Origin of the sequence: Paenibacillus sp. P13VS (genome assembly GCF_015143645.1) — a bacterium.
GTDB classification, from domain to species: domain Bacteria; phylum Bacillota; class Bacilli; order Paenibacillales; family Paenibacillaceae; genus Paenibacillus; species Paenibacillus xylanilyticus_A.
On record NZ_WYEV01000002.1, the window covers coordinates 469,604 to 485,459 of the forward strand.

Sequence of the window (15,856 nt, forward strand, 5' to 3'; positions counted from 1 at the left end):
GGATCTGCCCTTCACTTTCACAGGCCATATGCTTTTCCGATTCGCGCCGAATGACTTACCATTTTGGAATTCGAGTAGGAAAGGGTGATTATTGTGGATATGGAAACGGTAAAACTGTTTGAAATCGTCAACAGATGGTGCCCGGAAATGCTCCCTTTCTTGAAACCGAATGAGCTCGATTCACTTATTGTTCTCCGGGATGGGCTGGGCATTCTGGAGCAGGGAGACGCAATGGAAATCATTCAGTACAGTATTTGTGAGCATCAGAACGACATCTACATTCAATAATATTTTTTTGATTGATCACGCCGCTTCTTGGGAGGTTATCCTCGCAGGAAGCGGTTTTCATTTTTTCCGAAATGTTTCATCACTTGGTTAATATGGTTAAAAGCCCAGAGGCTTTGTTATATAATTCAATCATGGAATGTACATAAAGGGAGTGGGAATAAAATGAACACGTTTTGGGCTTTACTGGCCATGGCCTTGGGGAGCTTCAGTGGAGCAACGGCAACAGCCGATCAGGGTAACCAGCAGCTTCAATCGTTAACCAATAGTTTTAACACCGCCATTATTCAATCCCAAAAGGACCAAGTCGTCATTGATGCGGATAATCCGCCTGCCAAAATTGACCCTCAGCCGGATGCTCCAGTTGTCAAAGGAATTTATGTTACAGCTTACAGTGCCGGAGGAGCCCGGATGAAGGAGCTGCTCGATCTGATTGACAACACAGAGCTTAACTCCATGGTCATTGATATCAAGGACGACCTCGGATACATAACCTACCCTACTGAGAACCAATCGCTACAGAAAATGGGCAAATCCCAACCGTTTATCCGGGATATTGACGCCTTGATGAAACGACTGCAAAAACATGAGGTCTACCCGATTGCACGGGTCGTTGTATTCAAAGATACGATTCTTGCCAAAAAAAATCCGGAGCTTTCCTTCCGAAACAAGGATGGATCGGTATGGGCCAATGGCAAAGGCGACAGTTTCGTGAATCCTTACAGCAAGGAAGTTTGGGACTATAATATTGAAATCGCCAAGGAAGCCGCCAAGCTTGGATTCAAGGAAATTCAATTTGACTATGTGCGTTTCCCAGAAGGTTTCGAGAACCGTGCGGATATATTAAAATACACCAAAACCGACAAATCACGGGTCGATGTTGTTGCGGAATTTGTTCAATACGCCCGCAAGGAGCTCGCGCCTCTGGGTGTCCGGGTTTCCGTTGATATTTTCGGCTATGCAGCCTCAGTACCCGCTGCAGAAGGAATCGGTCAGGACTTTGTTAAAATCTCCGAAAATGTGGACGTGATCTCACCGATGGTCTATCCAAGTCACTACTCTACCGGATGGTATGGCGTAAAGGATCCTGACAAGGACCCTTACACAACGATCAAAGGCTCCATGGAGGATACACATAAGAAACTCGACCCAACCAAGGATCTCAAGCCGGTAATCCGCCCTTGGATACAGGACTTTACGGCCAGCTGGCTCGGCAGTGGACACTACATCAAATACGGCAAAAAGCAGGTTGAAGACCAGATTCGTGCAATGAAAGACATGGATGTGGATGAGTATCTGCTCTGGAATGCATCCAATCGTTATACTTCAGGTGTGAACTATAAATGAAGCACTCTTCCCCTACCTATCATCTCCCCGTTCCGCTCACGCGGATCGGGGTTTTATTATGTTGCCACGTAATTCCGGCCTTTCCCTGTTCAAATTCAGCAAAATCCACTACAATGAATAGCTGTTGTATATAGTTTGATGATCATTCTTATATGAATAGCGAGGCACTTCAAGTGAACATGACAACCACCCGTTTTTCGCAAAAAGTAAAGCAATTCCTGATCATATTTCTACCGATATTCACAACACAAATTGCGCTGTCTGCCATGTCTTTCTTCGACACCAATATGTCAGGCAAGTTTTCCCCAGCGGATCTGGCTGGTGTAGCTATTGGTACGAGTCTGTGGATGCCGGTACAAACCGGGCTTAGCGGTATTCTAATCGGAATCACCCCCGTGGTATCCCACCTGCTGGGTTCCAAGCGCAATGATCAGATCGGCCACAGTGTGATCCAGGCACTCTATCTGGGCATCGCGGTGAGCCTAGCCGTTTTGGCCATTGGAGCCGTAGTACTTACTCCCATTCTCAATGGGATGCCCCTGGAGCCACGGGTTGCCCGGGTAGCTCTTTATTTCTTGAGCGCACTGGCTTTTGGCATCATTCCACTGTTCGGATATACCGTGCTGCGCAGTTTCATGGATGCACTTGGACAGACACGAATAACCATGTTCATTACGTTAGTGTCTCTTCCGGTTAATATTTTGCTGAATTATCTGCTCATCTTTGGACGTTGGGGCTTCCCCCAGCTCGGAGGTGTGGGTGCAGGGGTTGCTACCGCGTGTACATACTGGATCATTTTTTTGATCAGCATCTTCTTTGTTCACCGGATTGAACCCTTCGCCCAGTATGGCGTGTTCCGCCGTCTCTCCGGCATATCACTGGGCAAATGGAAAGAATTGCTGAAAATTGGGGTACCCATCGGGTTCGCTACTTTTTTTGAAACGTCAATCTTTGCAGCTGTCACATTAATGATGAGCCGATTTGATACCATCACGATTGCTGCGCATCAGGCTGCTCTTAATTTCGCCTCTACGCTGTACATGCTGCCAGTGAGCATATGTATGGCCCTCACCATTCTGGTCGGTTATGAGGCGGGTGCAGGACGTTTGAAAGATGCCAAACAGTACAGCTTGCTCGGCATCGGCGGAGCTATTGTACTCTCGCTGCTCACTGCAGTCGTATTGCTCGTGTTCGGGGAACAAATTGCAGGGCTGTATTCAAACGAGCAAGAGGTCATTGCGTTGACTCAGCATTTCCTGATCTACGCCATCTTCTTTCAAATTTCAGATGCCATTGCAACACCGACTCAGGGTGCTCTTCGGGGATACAAGGACGTTAATCCTGCACTGATCATTACGTTTGTGGCTTATTGGATCATTGGTCTTCCAGTGGGATACATTACAGCTACATATACAGCGCTTGGCGCTTTTGGATACTGGATCGGCTTGATTGCTGGGCTCGCGGTCGGTGCTGCAGCACTTCTATGGAGGCTATTCCTGGTTCAGCGAAAAGCGGCCGTCCGCATGATCGAGCAATCCCGATAAACCGATCGAAAGAACATAAACAGATCATCATGTTGATTCATACAAAAAAAGAGCACAGCCCGTGTAGACGGCGCTGTGCTCTTTGGCTTGTTGTTTATTGAGATAAACGTTGTGCAAGCTCGTAGGTGTTCATATCGAAATCCTTTTTGGTGTTAACGACTTTATCGATGTCTGTCAGAACAAGCTCACCTTTTATAATGCCACATCCCTTGTCGGTCTCTCCCGCGATCAGGCTGCGCACAGCAAAGTCTCCCAGACGGCTGGCAAGGTTACGGTCAAACGGAGTCGGCGTACCACCACGTTGAATGTGACCCAGTACTGTTACACGCGGCTCATATGTCGGGCAGCGTTCCATCAGTTCTTTGGCTACATCTTCACCCTTGCCAACACCTTCGGCAACGATAATGATACTGTGGCGTTTGCCATGTGCGAAGTTGGCTTTCATCCGGTCTGCCACTTCATCCATGTCAAATGGAACCTCAGGCACCAGAATCGTTTCTGCACCCGAAGCCAGTCCGGCATGAAGCGCAATATCACCACAGTGGCGGCCCATAACTTCAACGATGGAAGAACGTTCGTGGGAAGACATGGTATCACGCAGTTTGTTGACTGCATCTACCACCACGCTTACGGCTGTATCGAATCCGATCGTGTAATCCGTAAACGAGATATCGTTGTCGATGGTTCCCGGAAGACCCATTGTATTGATACCGAGTTTACTCAGTTTGTTAGCACCATTGTAAGAGCCGTCCCCACCGATTACAACCAGACCATCGATGCCGCGTGCACGCAGGATGTCAGCTCCCTTTTGCTGACCTTCGGCAGTATAGAACTCTTTGCAACGGGCGGATTGCAGAACTGTTCCGCCGCGCTGAATGATGTCACCTACACTACGCAGATCCATTGGGAATATATCGTTGTTCAACAGACCTTGGTACCCGCGTTGAACACCGTATACTTCGAGACCGTGGAACAATCCGCTGCGAACCACCGCACGAACAGCCGCGTTCATTCCTTGTGAGTCACCACCGCTCGTTAAAACTGCGATTTTTTTTACTGCTGTCATGATGTTTCTTCCTCCTCTAGTTTCACTTCAGGCTTCCGCAACAAAGCGCCTGACTTACATATGCTTGCGAATCCAGCGACTGAAGATAAAGAAAAAAACTCTGGTCATTGGACTCTTCTTCATCAAACGCTTGGATATGGCGCGAACTTCCTGCTGTTCGCTGACTTTGGGATCAGACAGGTAAATGGCAAGCAGTCCTTCGATAATCATCCGGTGAAAAGCACTTCCCGGAATATTCTGCACATCACTGCGGGCCATCTCCACAATAAAAGCAATGCGGTCTAGCATCGTCTCCACATTTTCGTAATAATTGCAGAAGTTGAGATCTCCACCGATACGATCTTCATCCTGATCGATTAAATAATCGAGCATAATGTGCAATGCGCATACATGCGGAAAATAGGCAGTATGGATTGAGGCCGCCTGCTCTTCAGTCAGCTGATCATCACTCGCAGCCAGAAACAGCATGAATACGCCCAGCGTAGAGCCGGTAGCGGCGGCAAATTCGTTCCAACGGAACTGAGGTGTACGGTGGCGATGCTCTGCCCACCACTCAAGCAGTGCCGTTTCTCTCAGTTCCGGTTTGATGTGCTTATATACCTGCAGGTCCGTGTATAGGCCTGCCAGATCCTGAATTTGAGGCTTGGCGGACGCATATCCAGGCAGCTGACGTGTGAGCTCCTGACATGTCGTCACCAGATTCCGTAAGTATCCACCGTCGTCCTGCTCCTCACGGAGCGCATAATAATTGATCGGTGTTGCTTCGGGATCTACCGCATCAAGCATGGATTGATGGAGAAGCCGAAAATCATTCGGGTCCATCGATGTGCTGCGGTCGCACAGATTGTCCAAATAATCACTAATGGTTTGATAAGAAACGATGAGCGGAATCAAGATATGCCTCTGCGGCATATCGGGCAAAGCATAAACCGTTCCACCTTCACAGTGAAACTGTTTGTCATTGAGACTAGCCAGAGCCTGATTGCGCAATTCCTCATTCGGAATTTTCTCAGCTTTAGCTCTCCACTCAGCCAGTTCTTTCCGCGTTTCCGGAATGGTGTACTTGTACACCCTTCTCATCAATTCCAGCGGTCCCCGCGGATATTGATGTCGACTTTGATTAGATTGGCTCAAAATAAATGTGCCTCCACTTGGTTGAATACGTATTAGAGCGATTTTTAACCAATCCCATTATAATATGAACCCCTTAATTGTACAAATGATCTACCGCATAATCACGGGAAAAAATCGCTTCCGCCAACTAGCCTTTGTGATATACTAACAATATTTCATCCATCAAAGGAGTCGTTGACATGATGTCAAGTGAGCCTCTCTCGTGGAGACGGTTATTTGCTTTTTTTGTACCGCTCGGCATATCCGCCTCATTGGTTACCATTTCTCACGTAATTATTAATAGTACACTCGCCAGATCCGCCCATCCGGAGACGGTCATTGCCAGCTACGCTATTGCAGGCAGCCTGCTGACCCTTACGGAACGCCCCTCCACACTGCTGCGGCAAACCTGTTCTGCGCTGGTACGGGACCGCCTGTCCTTTCAGGCCCTCACTTTCGTCACCAAAATATTTCTTGCCTGCGTACTGCTGATCGGATTCCTTATCGTATACTCTCCCATTGGTACAGTGGTTTTCAAATATCTGTTCGGCGTGAGTCCCGATTTATTGTCCAAAGTAATCGATGTCTACGAAATCCTGATGTACGTCAGTATCTTCTCGGTCATTCGCAATATCTATCAAGGCATTATCATTACGAATAATCGGACCAAGTGGCTGACGATAGGCATGTTATTCCGTCTTGGAGGCATGTATGGCCTATCCTTGTATTTCATCTATACAGACAGTATTAACAGTGGTCGTGTAGGCGCTATCATTTTTGCGGCAGGTATGATGATTGAAGCACTCGTCAGTTTTCTTGAGGGAAACAGCATCAAGCGGAGCATGCCAGCCAAGCTGGAGGATCATCCTGTCGAAAACAAAGGAGACGTTTTCCGCTTCTACAAACCGCTGCTGTTATCCAGTTTTGTCGCCTTGTTCATCGGACCTGTCATTAATATCGTCCTTGGCAAAACGACAGGTATTGCGCTGGCCATCTCTTCTTTTGCCGTAGCCAGCAGTTTGATGCAGCTCATGTTAAGCTTTTTCACCTATATCCATCAAATTGTGCTTAATTTCTATGAGATTGATGCCAAACTGGTGAAAAAATTCGCACTGGTAACCGGATTTATTCCGTTTGCCATGACAGCAGCCATAGCCTATACACCTCTAGGTCCATGGGTACTGGAAAATGTAATGAGCGTTCAAGGAAACCTGCTGCAGCAAAGTTTATGGACGCTGCGGGCCTTTGTGCTATTTCCGCTGATTTCGCCTTTTCTTGATTTCAGCAATGGGCTAATCCTGCTGCGGGGACAGACCAAAACGATGTTCCGCTCCCAGTCAGCCAATGCCATCTGTACCGTGATCGTCCTGCTCATTCTGGTTAGTATCTTCCCGGCTTGGAACGGCATGATTGGTGCGGTCGCCCAGTCACTCGGTCTGTTGGCAGAACTGATCATTGTATGGCTTGTCATCCGGCGCACGCAGAAGGAACCTTCGATGTCTGCTCCACCGTCCCGCAAGTCATCTTCACTTAAAGGCTAAATACTGAAATGTAATAAAGAATGGAGTCTCTCAACATGAAATTAAGTCACAACGCTCGCCCGGATCAAAACTGGCTGCGAGCACTTATGTTTACAATCTTCGGTTCGACCGTGCTCGTCGTATCCTATCTCCAGCTCTACTTCAGTCATCTGGGATTCAGCCGGGCCGAGATTGGCTACTTGTACGGTATCGGTCCACTTGTCTCCGTATTCTCCAATATGTTCTGGAGTATGGCCAGTGACCGCTACAAAACGGTTCGCAAAGTCATGATCATTCTGCTCGGCGGACAATTAATTACAGGCGTCATGCTCGCCAATGCAACGTCCTTTGGCCAAGTATTTATCCTGGTGACGTTATTTTACTTTTTCTACTACCCGGTCTACCCGCTTGCCGATACAATGGCGATTACCACTGCAAGCAAATACGGTCGGAATTTCACGTCCATTCGAGTTTTCGGCTCCATTGGCTATGCTTTTTTTGCATTAAGCATTGGTTATTTTCTTGGTTCTTTTGGACCCGGTTGGACGATGTGGGTGTGTGTTACACTTGCGACCATTACACTTCTGATCGGTTTCCGGTTGCAGGATCAGAATGAACCCTCTGGAAGCAGCAGCAAAATGGATCTCTCCGGGCTCTGGGCAATCCTGAAACGCAGAGATGTGCTGAGCTTTTTCGGATGTGTCTTCCTGCTCGCATTAGGGCATCGGATGAACGAAGCTTTTCTCACCATCACGCTGAAGGATCTCGGTGCCAGTGAAGGCCTGATCGGCTGGTCGCTGCTCATCTCTTCCGTGAGCGAGATTCCTATATTCCTGCTGCTCAGCAAGTATGGCAATCGGTATAAGGAGCTTCCGTTACTCACCTTTGCTGCACTTATGTATACCCTTCGTTTATTTCTGATGTCTGTATCGGATACACCAGCGGCTGTTGTCGCCATTCAAACCATGCATAGCGTCACCTTTGGCATTTTCTACGTAACAGCGGTCCGCTATATTACCCGCCTTGTACCCGATGCGTATCGTGCGACAGGTATGGCTATGTTCACCATCGTATGGTCAAGTGCCTCAGGTCTGCTGAGCGGAACCTTTGGCGGGTTGATATTGGATCATGCAGGCAGACAGGTCTTCTACCTTACGGCCATGGCCTTCTCACTCGCTGCACTTCTTGGTTTCATCCTGAAGCTGTTATCCAGTATGACCAAACGTGCATAATGAGCACACCTTGCTCTCTTTTTATAAAATGTTTTTATAAAATAAACACAAAAAAGCACAGTCTCCGTAGGGGGACTGTGCTTGGGTTCTTTATATTCAGCTAGAAGCCAATCATTTATAAGAAATCCGTTGAACGGAAAAATCTTACAATTTAATTACGTTAGCTGCTTGAGGACCACGGTTTCCATCAGTGATTTCGAATTCTACCGCTTGACCTTCTTCCAATGTTTTAAAGCCGTCGCCTTGGATTGCGGAGAAATGTACGAATACGTCCTCGCCGCCTTCAACTGAAATAAAGCCATAGCCTTTTTCTGCGTTAAACCATTTAACTGTACCTTTCAAATGAACAACCTCCTAAAAATATCGCCATCTATGGCGAATACCCTCATTATACTGTATGACTTTCCACTTTGCAATTTATCTTTTCAATAAATGCGGAAAAAATTTGCTTTGAAACGTAGGGTACGGTATCATTTTACCAAAACCGTAAGTTTGGAGACTATCTATGATTAAAAAACATGAAATATACAAAAGAGACAAGTGGAATATGATGACGGTAGAAGTACAAGGCAAATACCTCGTACTCCGTGAAATTTCAGAGGAATGGGGCGAAGAATGCCACACGTTTCTCAGTCGCCCTGCATTGATGCACTGGGCTGAGCGCCGTTTTCCAAAAGCCGATTTCGAGAACCGCGAGGATGAATGGCGTCAGCTGATGGCTGCTTTCAAAGAGGTGTAATGAATGACGCTTGACTCAAGCAATGTTGTCATCTTCATTATCCTTGCCTTTTCACTGGGAGTTGTGCTTATTCTGGGACGCAGTTCCATCCCGGATCGGCTGCGACGGGGAATGGCCCTTATAGCCACGCTGCTGATTTGTTTTGCTTTTTTCCTGATCGTCTATTTCCTAGCCAATATGGGAGCCTAGTGTTCTCAAATATTTCAACAGGCCCAAGGCCATACTATACCGAACTGCTCGTATAGTCAGGAGGAAGGCCGTTGAAATATCGAAAATCACTGTTTGTCATACTAGTACTCAGTCTGATTCCTTCGTCTCTCTCCGCACAAGCGAGCGAGACGAGAGCAGATTGGTCTATACATCAACTTCATCAAAGGAGGATTCCCATGAGTCAATTATTGAAACGTTCCGAGGTGCCAACTGAACATACGTGGAAACTCGAAGATTTGTTCGCCGATCAGAAAGCCTGGGATCAGGAATACGAAGAAGTAACGTCTCTGACCAAGAAAGCCTCCGAGTTTCAAGGTAAGCTGAACAAGCCGGAATCGCTTAAGGCATGTTTTGAACTCGAAGATGAGGTAAGTCTCAAAATTGAACGCCTTTTTGTGTATGCACGTATGCACCAAGATGAAGACACAGCTAATCCTACATACCAAAACCTGTCCCAAAAAGCACAAAAGCTGAGTGTGCGTGTCGGAGAAGCTCTTTCCTTTGTCACACCAGAAATCCTCTCTCTGCCGGATGATCAGCTGGATGCATTCATTGCAGATGAGAAACTGTCTGCATTCAAGTTCACACTGGAAGAGATGAAACGTGAGAAGGCGCATGTCTTGAGCAAAACGGAAGAAGCCCTGCTTGCACAGGTGGGCAACTTGTCCCAAGCGCCGCAAACCATCTTCAGCATGCTGAATAATGCCGATCTCAAGTTCCCGAAAATTAAGGATGAACACGGCAACGATGTGGAGCTTACCCACGGAAGCTACATTCAATTCCTGGAGAACCCTAATCGCGAAGTTCGCGAACGTGCCTTCAAAGCCGTGTATGAAACGTACGCCAAACAGAAGAACACGATTGCTGCAGCCCTGAATGCCAATGTCACCAAAAACATGTTCTATGCGAATGTCCGGAAGTACCCTTCCGTAATGGAAATGTCACTATACGGTGACAACATTCCAACAGAGGTTTACACCAACCTGGTGGACACCATTCATGAAAGCCTCCCGCTGCTGCACCGTTATATGGATCTGCGCAAAAAATTGCTCGGTGTGGATCAATTGCATATGTATGACTTGTTCGCTCCTCTGGTTGATGAGTATAAAATGGACATCACTTATGAGGAAGCAAAACAGACCGTCAAAGATGGCCTGAAGCCGCTGGGCGAGGATTATGCAAATACATTGCAGGCTGGATATGATGACCGCTGGATTGACGTATATGAGAACGAAAACAAACGTTCAGGTGCTTACAGCTGGGGTGCTTACGGCACACACCCATATGTCCTGCTTAACCATAAAGACAATCTGAACAGCATGTTTACACTGGCACATGAAATGGGTCATGCTCTGCATTCCTATTATTCGGATACTACCCTTCCGTATCGGGATGCACAGTACACCATCTTCCTGGCAGAGGTTGCATCCACAACCAATGAGGCATTGCTGATGGATTACCTGCTTAACAAATCCACGGATCCGAAGGAAAAACTGTATCTGTTGACCTATTATGCAGATCAATTCCGTACAACGGTGTTCCGTCAAACGATGTTTGCCGAATTTGAGAAAATCATTCATGAGCGTGCTGAACAGGGCGAGGCCCTTACACCGCAGCTCCTGTCTGAAATTTATTACGACCTTAACGTCCAATACCATGGAAACAGCATGGCTGTGGATAAGGATATTGAGATGGAATGGGCACGTATCCCCCATTTCTACAACAGCTTCTACGTTTATAAATATGCAACGGGCTTCTCTGCTGCAACGAGCTTCTCCAAACAGATTCTCGAAGAAGGTCAGCCTGCGGTAGACCGTTATCTTGGCTTCCTCAAGAGTGGTGGAAGTGACTACTCCATCAATATTCTAAAAAAAGCAGGCGTGGATATGTCTTCTCCACAGCCAATTCGCGAAGCCATGAGTGTCTTCAAAGAATTGATTGAACAGATGGAACAATTGACTAAATAAAGTTGTCTCTCTGTTACACGCAACCTGCATCCCTTGCCCATTTCGGGCAAGGGATTTTATAATCAAGCCAGATGCACAGCGCCTTCTTTGGGGTAATGCATTCGTATTCCTGAATTGTTCAACAAGGAGGCACCACCATGAAAATGCAATGGACCCTCATCGCAGGTCTTGTTTTTGCACTTCTTACCGGAATCTTCGCTGTTATTAATGTGGATTCCGTGCAGGTTAACCTGCTGTTTAACACGGTTCAAATCCCTCTGATTTTGCTGATTCTGGGCTGTACCCTGATTGGCGGAATCATCGTTGGTTCCTATGGCATCTTCCGTCAGTATCGATTGCAGCGTGAGAACAAGCAATTGAAATTGCGTGTAACCGAACTGGAGAACACGGCTTCGAGCTATTCTTCACTAGGTTCCACCGCATCGATGGGAGCCTTCGAATCAACTGAAACGGATCGCATGGCTGAGACGGATTCCATCCAGAGTCAGCAGCGCAAAGGAAATTCTGCAGATTCGTTGTAAGAAGAACAAGCAGCCTGCTGGCATAAGGAATGGATGTCCCATTCGACCAGACAGGCTGTATTCTTGTTCGGGAACACTGATTATGAGGAGGAACTCTATATGAATTTTACAATTAATGAATCCTACGTCCTGGATCTTCTGAAAAGGCTGCTGGATACTCCGAGTCCAAGTGGCTACACACACCACATTATCGAAATGATCCGGGAAGAAGCCCAATCATTGAATATTTCGTTTGAATTAAATAACAAAGGCGGAGCGGTACTCACTTTGCCTGGGCAGGATGCCTCCAAGACCATTGGACTCAGTGCACATGTGGATACGCTTGGAGCGATGGTACGTTCCATCACTTCTTACGGTACACTCAAGCTAACCTCTGTGGGTGGATTCACCATGCACAGTATCGAAAATGAGTATTGCACGATCCACACACGTGATGGCAAAACATATACCGGTACGATTCTCTCCCTGCACCCTTCGGTTCATGTCTACCCTGATGCCCGCACCTTTGAGCGTAAGGAAAGCCATATGGAAGTTCGTATTGATGAAGTAGTTTCATCCAAGGAAGATGTTCTTAAACTCGGTATCGGCGTCGGTGACTTTATTTCATTCGATGCACGTGCAGTGATTACGCCAAGCGGATATATCAAGTCACGTCATCTGGATGACAAAGCCAGTGTGGCTGCCCTTTTCGGCATTCTGGAATCTGCTCATCGGGAAGGCTGGAAGCCTCTACATAACGTCTCTCTGCTTATTTCGAACTACGAAGAAGTTGGACATGGCGCCTCGTATATCCCGTCCGAGATCAGTGAATTGATCGCCGTAGATATGGGGGCAATGGGGGACGATCTCAGCTGTAAAGAAACGGATGTATCCATCTGTGCCAAAGATTCTTCAGGTCCATATGACTATGACATGACGAGTCGTCTGATTGAACTTGCCAAACAAGCCAATCTCGATTATGTCGTTGATATTTATCCACAATACGGATCAGATGGCAGTGCTGCCTTGCGAGGTGGAAACAACATTCGTGCTGCACTGATTGGTCCTGGTGTACATGCGTCCCATTCGATGGAACGCACGCACAAGGATGCCGTTGTGAATACAGCCAGACTGCTCGCTTCATACATCACAACCAAGTAATCACTCTCTGTATACTTCAGGAGTATAGGAAGATGCCAGTAACAGCTCACATCGCTGTCTGGCATCTTTTTTTACCCTATCATGTTCTCCTAACTGGACATCCACCTTAATCAGCCTGCTCCACATACTGACGATATTGCTGCTCGATTTGCGTTACTTGCCTCTCATGATCACGAATTTCATTTTTTAACACATGCAATGTACGACGGACGGTAAGACGGCCCTCTTCCACCTGGGATTCGGCTTTTCGGATTTTGTCCTGCACCATCCAGTCCACGAAGAGATTGTCGAAGAAGTAATCTGCAAAGGATAATAATCCCCCAAGCTCCAGGTCAGCGTGTACCGCCATTTTCACATCTTCAAGCTCCTTCTGGAATCGCTTTAAATGTCTTCCCGCTTCCGTTAAGGCAGATTGAGCGTCATCCATACGACCGCGTTTGATATGAGTGGATATCATACCTCCGCCCATCATATCGTATATTCCCCAATTCCCTGCAGACTTGAGCGCATCCCCTGCACGGCCTAGTGTACTTAGCAGGCGTTCCCCTTCGCGGTCTGCCTCCTTAAGTTCCTTCATTTCTCCGCGTAAATGCTCCAGATCCTCCGCCAATTGCCTAAGTTCATCGTGACTCGCCAGCAGTTGATTTTCCTTTTTACCCCACAGCACCTTGTAATCATTTTCCCAAAATCGATATTTACTTTGCTCATCCAGTTCGCGCTGCACTTCTTTCTTCTGCTCGTGAATGTCTTGTAACATTTGGCATGCGGTATCATACTCAGCCTTACTCTCCATTAATTCGATTTCTTCCTTCTCCAGCTTCTCCTGCTTTTTACCAATCAAGTTATAGAAAAATGCAGATAAGGTCATGCCATTCAGCCGGTCCACATCATTCTGATCCTTCTGGAGATGCTCCAGGCGCCGCTGTACTTTCGCCTTCCACTCAGCTTCTTCCTGGTTCAACTTCTCCAGGCGATTGTTCCATTTCTCGTAAATTCTCCCCTTTTCCTTGAGCACAGCCAGTTGTTCATTCCATTCTTTATACATAAATGTGGTGTTCTCTCCTTTCACTGGAATTATTTCCTTACTACTTACAACGTAATGGATATGGCTAACGTTTCATATAAAAAAAATCGCCACCCTTCAAAACAAGGCGTTAAACCCTATTTTAAACGATGACGATTTGTACTTTTCGATTAGGATTTGCTTTTCTCAATCTGCTCTGCAAGCTCATTCAGGAACGTCCAACGTTCCATCAGTTCTTCCAGATGACGATCTGCTTCAGCCTGCTCTGCCATGAGTTCCTGCAAACGCGCTGAATCACTGAAGGATTCCTCCATCGCCGTGTTGATCCGCGCAAGGTTAGCCTCGGCTTTCTCAATATTCTCGTCGATCTGATCATACTCCCGTTGTTCCTTGAAGCTAAACTTCAGCTTCGGCTTGGCTGTAGATGCAGCAGGCTTAACCTCATCTGTTTTTGCTTTTTTCGCTGCTGACCCAGTATCACTCACCTGAGAAGCTCCAGGTGCATTCTTCAGCATCCATTCGGCATACTCACTGTAGTCGCCAACATGTACCCGGATAGCTCCGTTGCCCTCGAAGGCTAGCACTTTATCCACTGTACGGTCCAGGAAATAGCGATCATGGGAGACAACGAAAACAACACCCGGGAAGTCATCCAGGTAATCTTCGAGTACCGCCAGCGTCTGAATATCCAGATCGTTCGTTGGCTCATCCAGCAGCAATACATTGGGCGCAGCCATCAATATACGCAGCAGATATAGACGACGTTTCTCCCCACCTGACAGACGGGATATTGGCGTCCACTGCGACGCAGGAGTAAAGAGAAACCGTTCCAGCATCTGGGCTGCCGTGATCAGGGATCCATCTGCCGTCCGCACATTCTCGGCCACTTCCTTTATATATTCAATAACACGCAGAGATTCATTCATCTCCTGATGCTCTTGCGTGAAATAGCCCAGATTAACGGTTGGACCGAGAACGACTTCTCCAGCATCCGGTTCCAGTTTACCTGAGATCAGCTGCAGCAGAGTCGATTTACCACTGCCATTCGGACCCACAATACCTACCCGGTCACCAGGCACAGCGATATAGTTCAGGTCCTCAATTAATTTCCGTCCACCTGCAGATTTGGATAAGTGCTCAATCTCAAGAATCTTCTTGCCCAAACGAGTAGAGCCTACCGAAACCTCCAAAGAGCCAGAACGATTCGGCCCCTGTTGATCCTTTAACTGTTCGAAACGGTCAATTCTTGCTTTTTGTTTCGTAGTCCGCGCCTTGGCCCCGCGACGGATCCAGGCAAGCTCTGTACGCAGCAGGTTTTGCCGTTTTTGCTCCGAGGCTGATTCGCGCTCTTCCCGCTCAGCCTTGAGCTCAAGGAAGCGGGTGTAGTTTGCTTCATAACGGAACAAACGTCCATGGTCCAGCTCCAGCATCACATTCGCCACACGATCCAGGAAGTAGCGATCATGCGTAATCATGAGGAGTGCACCGCGACGTTTTTGCAGATATTGCTCCAGCCAAACAACAGAATCATTATCGATATGGTTCGTCGGCTCATCCAGAATAAGAAGCTCACAGGGGTGAATTAGCGCAGACGCTAGAGCCACCCTCTTGCGTTGTCCTCCGGACAAGGTTCCCATTAGTGCGTCAAATTGACGAATACCCAGTTTGGACAGAATGCTTTTGGCTTCACTTTCCATCTGCCAGGTCTGAAGCTGCTCCATCTGTTGATTCAGACGCAACAACCGCTCTTGCAAGGCAGGATCGGATGGATTCAATTCGAGCAGTTCCATCGTCTCCGTGTATTCACGCACTGTTCTCATCTCTGGGCTATCGCCCTCAAATACTTGCTGCAGTACGGTATTGTCAGGGTTAAATTCAGGATTCTGTGCCAAAAACTGAATACGGACATCATTTCCGATAGCAATCTGTCCCTCATCAGCCGGTTCCATGCCTGCAATTACACGCAGAAACGTGGACTTTCCCGTTCCGTTTACGCCAACCACGCCGATCTTATCCTGATCGCCCATGCCAAACGAGGCGTCCTTGAACAATATTTTTTCGCCATAGCTTTTTGAAATTTGCTCTACCGTCATTATGTTCATTGCTCGTTACCCACTTCTCTGTAAATTGAGATTCAAGAGTCTCTTG

General features: G+C 47.3%; 15 protein-coding genes. 10 read left to right on the plus strand and 5 right to left on the minus strand.

The features are described from left to right. The first annotated feature begins 99 nt into the window (after positions 1-99). The 3 genes from GUA98_RS03180 (at position 100) to GUA98_RS03190 (ending at position 3,176) form a co-directional block, all read left to right on the plus strand. Positions 100-288: a hypothetical protein gene (locus GUA98_RS03180; protein ID WP_170948057.1), complete on the plus strand. Its 189-nt coding sequence runs from the start codon at positions 100-102 to the stop codon at positions 286-288. A 162-nt stretch (positions 289-450) separates the two neighbouring features. Then, positions 451-1,632, plus strand: coding sequence for a putative glycoside hydrolase (locus GUA98_RS03185; protein ID WP_095288019.1), 1,182 nt, complete (start codon positions 451-453; stop codon positions 1,630-1,632). A gap of 179 nt (positions 1,633-1,811) precedes the next feature. Next, entirely contained in the window at positions 1,812-3,176 is a 1,365-nt protein-coding gene (locus GUA98_RS03190; protein ID WP_193722243.1) for an MATE family efflux transporter, read from the plus strand. A gap of 94 nt (positions 3,177-3,270) precedes the next feature. Here the strand turns inward: GUA98_RS03190 and pfkA are convergent, their stop codons facing one another. Both pfkA and GUA98_RS03200 read right to left on the minus strand, forming a co-directional pair. Then, positions 3,271-4,242 carry a 6-phosphofructokinase gene (pfkA, locus tag GUA98_RS03195; RefSeq protein WP_127536449.1) on the minus strand — a complete coding sequence of 324 codons (972 nt, stop codon included), beginning with the start codon at positions 4,240-4,242 and terminating at the stop codon, positions 3,271-3,273. Between the two features lie 54 nt (positions 4,243-4,296). Then, the gene (locus tag GUA98_RS03200) at positions 4,297-5,322 is read right to left on the minus strand and encodes a tetraprenyl-beta-curcumene synthase family protein (protein ID WP_415752994.1); all 1,026 of its coding nucleotides are present in this window, start codon (positions 5,320-5,322) and stop codon (positions 4,297-4,299) included. 233 nt (positions 5,323-5,555) lie between these two features. Here GUA98_RS03200 and GUA98_RS03205 point away from each other — a divergent pair, with 233 nt between their 5' ends. Both GUA98_RS03205 and GUA98_RS03210 read left to right on the plus strand, forming a co-directional pair. Continuing rightward, positions 5,556-6,896 (plus strand): multi antimicrobial extrusion protein MatE, encoded by a 1,341-nt coding sequence (locus tag GUA98_RS03205; RefSeq protein WP_193722041.1) that lies wholly within the window; start codon positions 5,556-5,558, stop codon positions 6,894-6,896. 35 nt (positions 6,897-6,931) lie between these two features. Next, positions 6,932-8,107, plus strand: coding sequence for an MFS transporter (locus tag GUA98_RS03210; RefSeq protein ID WP_193722042.1), 1,176 nt, complete (start codon positions 6,932-6,934; stop codon positions 8,105-8,107). A 144-nt stretch (positions 8,108-8,251) separates the two neighbouring features. Here GUA98_RS03210 and GUA98_RS03215 read toward each other — a convergent pair whose 3' ends face one another. Next, positions 8,252-8,449: a cold shock domain-containing protein gene (locus GUA98_RS03215; protein WP_095288023.1), complete on the minus strand. Its 198-nt coding sequence runs from the start codon at positions 8,447-8,449 to the stop codon at positions 8,252-8,254. A 163-nt stretch (positions 8,450-8,612) separates the two neighbouring features. Here GUA98_RS03215 and GUA98_RS03220 point away from each other — a divergent pair, with 163 nt between their 5' ends. From GUA98_RS03220 to GUA98_RS03240, 5 genes are all read left to right on the plus strand, one after another. Then, on the plus strand, positions 8,613-8,846 hold the full coding sequence (locus tag GUA98_RS03220) for a hypothetical protein (protein WP_095288024.1): 234 nt from the start codon (positions 8,613-8,615) through the stop codon (positions 8,844-8,846). 3 nt (positions 8,847-8,849) lie between these two features. Next, a complete protein-coding gene (locus tag GUA98_RS03225; RefSeq protein ID WP_095288025.1) occupies positions 8,850-9,035 on the plus strand; it encodes a hypothetical protein in 186 nt (61 codons plus the stop codon). A gap of 197 nt (positions 9,036-9,232) precedes the next feature. Then, positions 9,233-11,023, plus strand: a complete 1,791-nt coding sequence (gene pepF / locus GUA98_RS03230; protein WP_183521124.1) for an oligoendopeptidase F — start codon at positions 9,233-9,235, stop codon at positions 11,021-11,023. 137 nt (positions 11,024-11,160) lie between these two features. Beyond that, on the plus strand, positions 11,161-11,544 hold the full coding sequence (locus GUA98_RS03235; RefSeq protein ID WP_193722043.1) for a lipopolysaccharide assembly LapA domain-containing protein: 384 nt from the start codon (positions 11,161-11,163) through the stop codon (positions 11,542-11,544). A 99-nt stretch (positions 11,545-11,643) separates the two neighbouring features. Then, the gene (locus GUA98_RS03240) at positions 11,644-12,684 is read left to right on the plus strand and encodes a M42 family metallopeptidase (RefSeq protein ID WP_193722044.1); all 1,041 of its coding nucleotides are present in this window, start codon (positions 11,644-11,646) and stop codon (positions 12,682-12,684) included. Positions 12,685-12,790: 106 nt separating this feature from the next. Here GUA98_RS03240 and GUA98_RS03245 read toward each other — a convergent pair whose 3' ends face one another. Together GUA98_RS03245 and GUA98_RS03250 are read right to left on the minus strand one after the other, a co-directional pair. Continuing rightward, positions 12,791-13,729, minus strand: a complete 939-nt coding sequence (locus tag GUA98_RS03245; protein WP_193722045.1) for a hypothetical protein — start codon at positions 13,727-13,729, stop codon at positions 12,791-12,793. A gap of 149 nt (positions 13,730-13,878) precedes the next feature. Beyond that, a complete protein-coding gene (locus tag GUA98_RS03250; protein WP_193722046.1) occupies positions 13,879-15,810 on the minus strand; it encodes an ABC-F family ATP-binding cassette domain-containing protein in 1,932 nt (643 codons plus the stop codon). Between the last annotated feature and the right edge of the window lie 46 nt (positions 15,811-15,856).

What these genes read in the sequence shown, in the direction of transcription:
- GUA98_RS03180 (WP_170948057.1), top strand. Translation starts at nt 100, where the DNA reads ATGGAAACGGTAAAACTGTTTGAAATCGTCAACAGATGGTGCCCGGAA.
- GUA98_RS03185 (WP_095288019.1), top strand. Translation starts at nt 451, where the DNA reads ATGAACACGTTTTGGGCTTTACTGGCCATGGCCTTGGGGAGCTTCAGT.
- GUA98_RS03190 (WP_193722243.1), top strand. Translation starts at nt 1,812, where the DNA reads ATGACAACCACCCGTTTTTCGCAAAAAGTAAAGCAATTCCTGATCATA.
- pfkA (WP_127536449.1), bottom strand. Translation starts at nt 4,242, where the DNA reads ATGACAGCAGTAAAAAAAATCGCAGTTTTAACGAGCGGTGGTGACTCA.
- GUA98_RS03200 (WP_415752994.1), bottom strand. Translation starts at nt 5,322, where the DNA reads ATGAGAAGGGTGTACAAGTACACCATTCCGGAAACGCGGAAAGAACTG.
- GUA98_RS03205 (WP_193722041.1), top strand. Translation starts at nt 5,556, where the DNA reads ATGATGTCAAGTGAGCCTCTCTCGTGGAGACGGTTATTTGCTTTTTTT.
- GUA98_RS03210 (WP_193722042.1), top strand. Translation starts at nt 6,932, where the DNA reads ATGAAATTAAGTCACAACGCTCGCCCGGATCAAAACTGGCTGCGAGCA.
- GUA98_RS03220 (WP_095288024.1), top strand. Translation starts at nt 8,613, where the DNA reads ATGATTAAAAAACATGAAATATACAAAAGAGACAAGTGGAATATGATG.
- GUA98_RS03225 (WP_095288025.1), top strand. Translation starts at nt 8,850, where the DNA reads ATGACGCTTGACTCAAGCAATGTTGTCATCTTCATTATCCTTGCCTTT.
- pepF (WP_183521124.1), top strand. Translation starts at nt 9,233, where the DNA reads ATGAGTCAATTATTGAAACGTTCCGAGGTGCCAACTGAACATACGTGG.
- GUA98_RS03235 (WP_193722043.1), top strand. Translation starts at nt 11,161, where the DNA reads ATGAAAATGCAATGGACCCTCATCGCAGGTCTTGTTTTTGCACTTCTT.
- GUA98_RS03240 (WP_193722044.1), top strand. Translation starts at nt 11,644, where the DNA reads ATGAATTTTACAATTAATGAATCCTACGTCCTGGATCTTCTGAAAAGG.
- GUA98_RS03245 (WP_193722045.1), bottom strand. Translation starts at nt 13,729, where the DNA reads ATGTATAAAGAATGGAATGAACAACTGGCTGTGCTCAAGGAAAAGGGG.
- GUA98_RS03250 (WP_193722046.1), bottom strand. Translation starts at nt 15,810, where the DNA reads ATGAACATAATGACGGTAGAGCAAATTTCAAAAAGCTATGGCGAAAAA.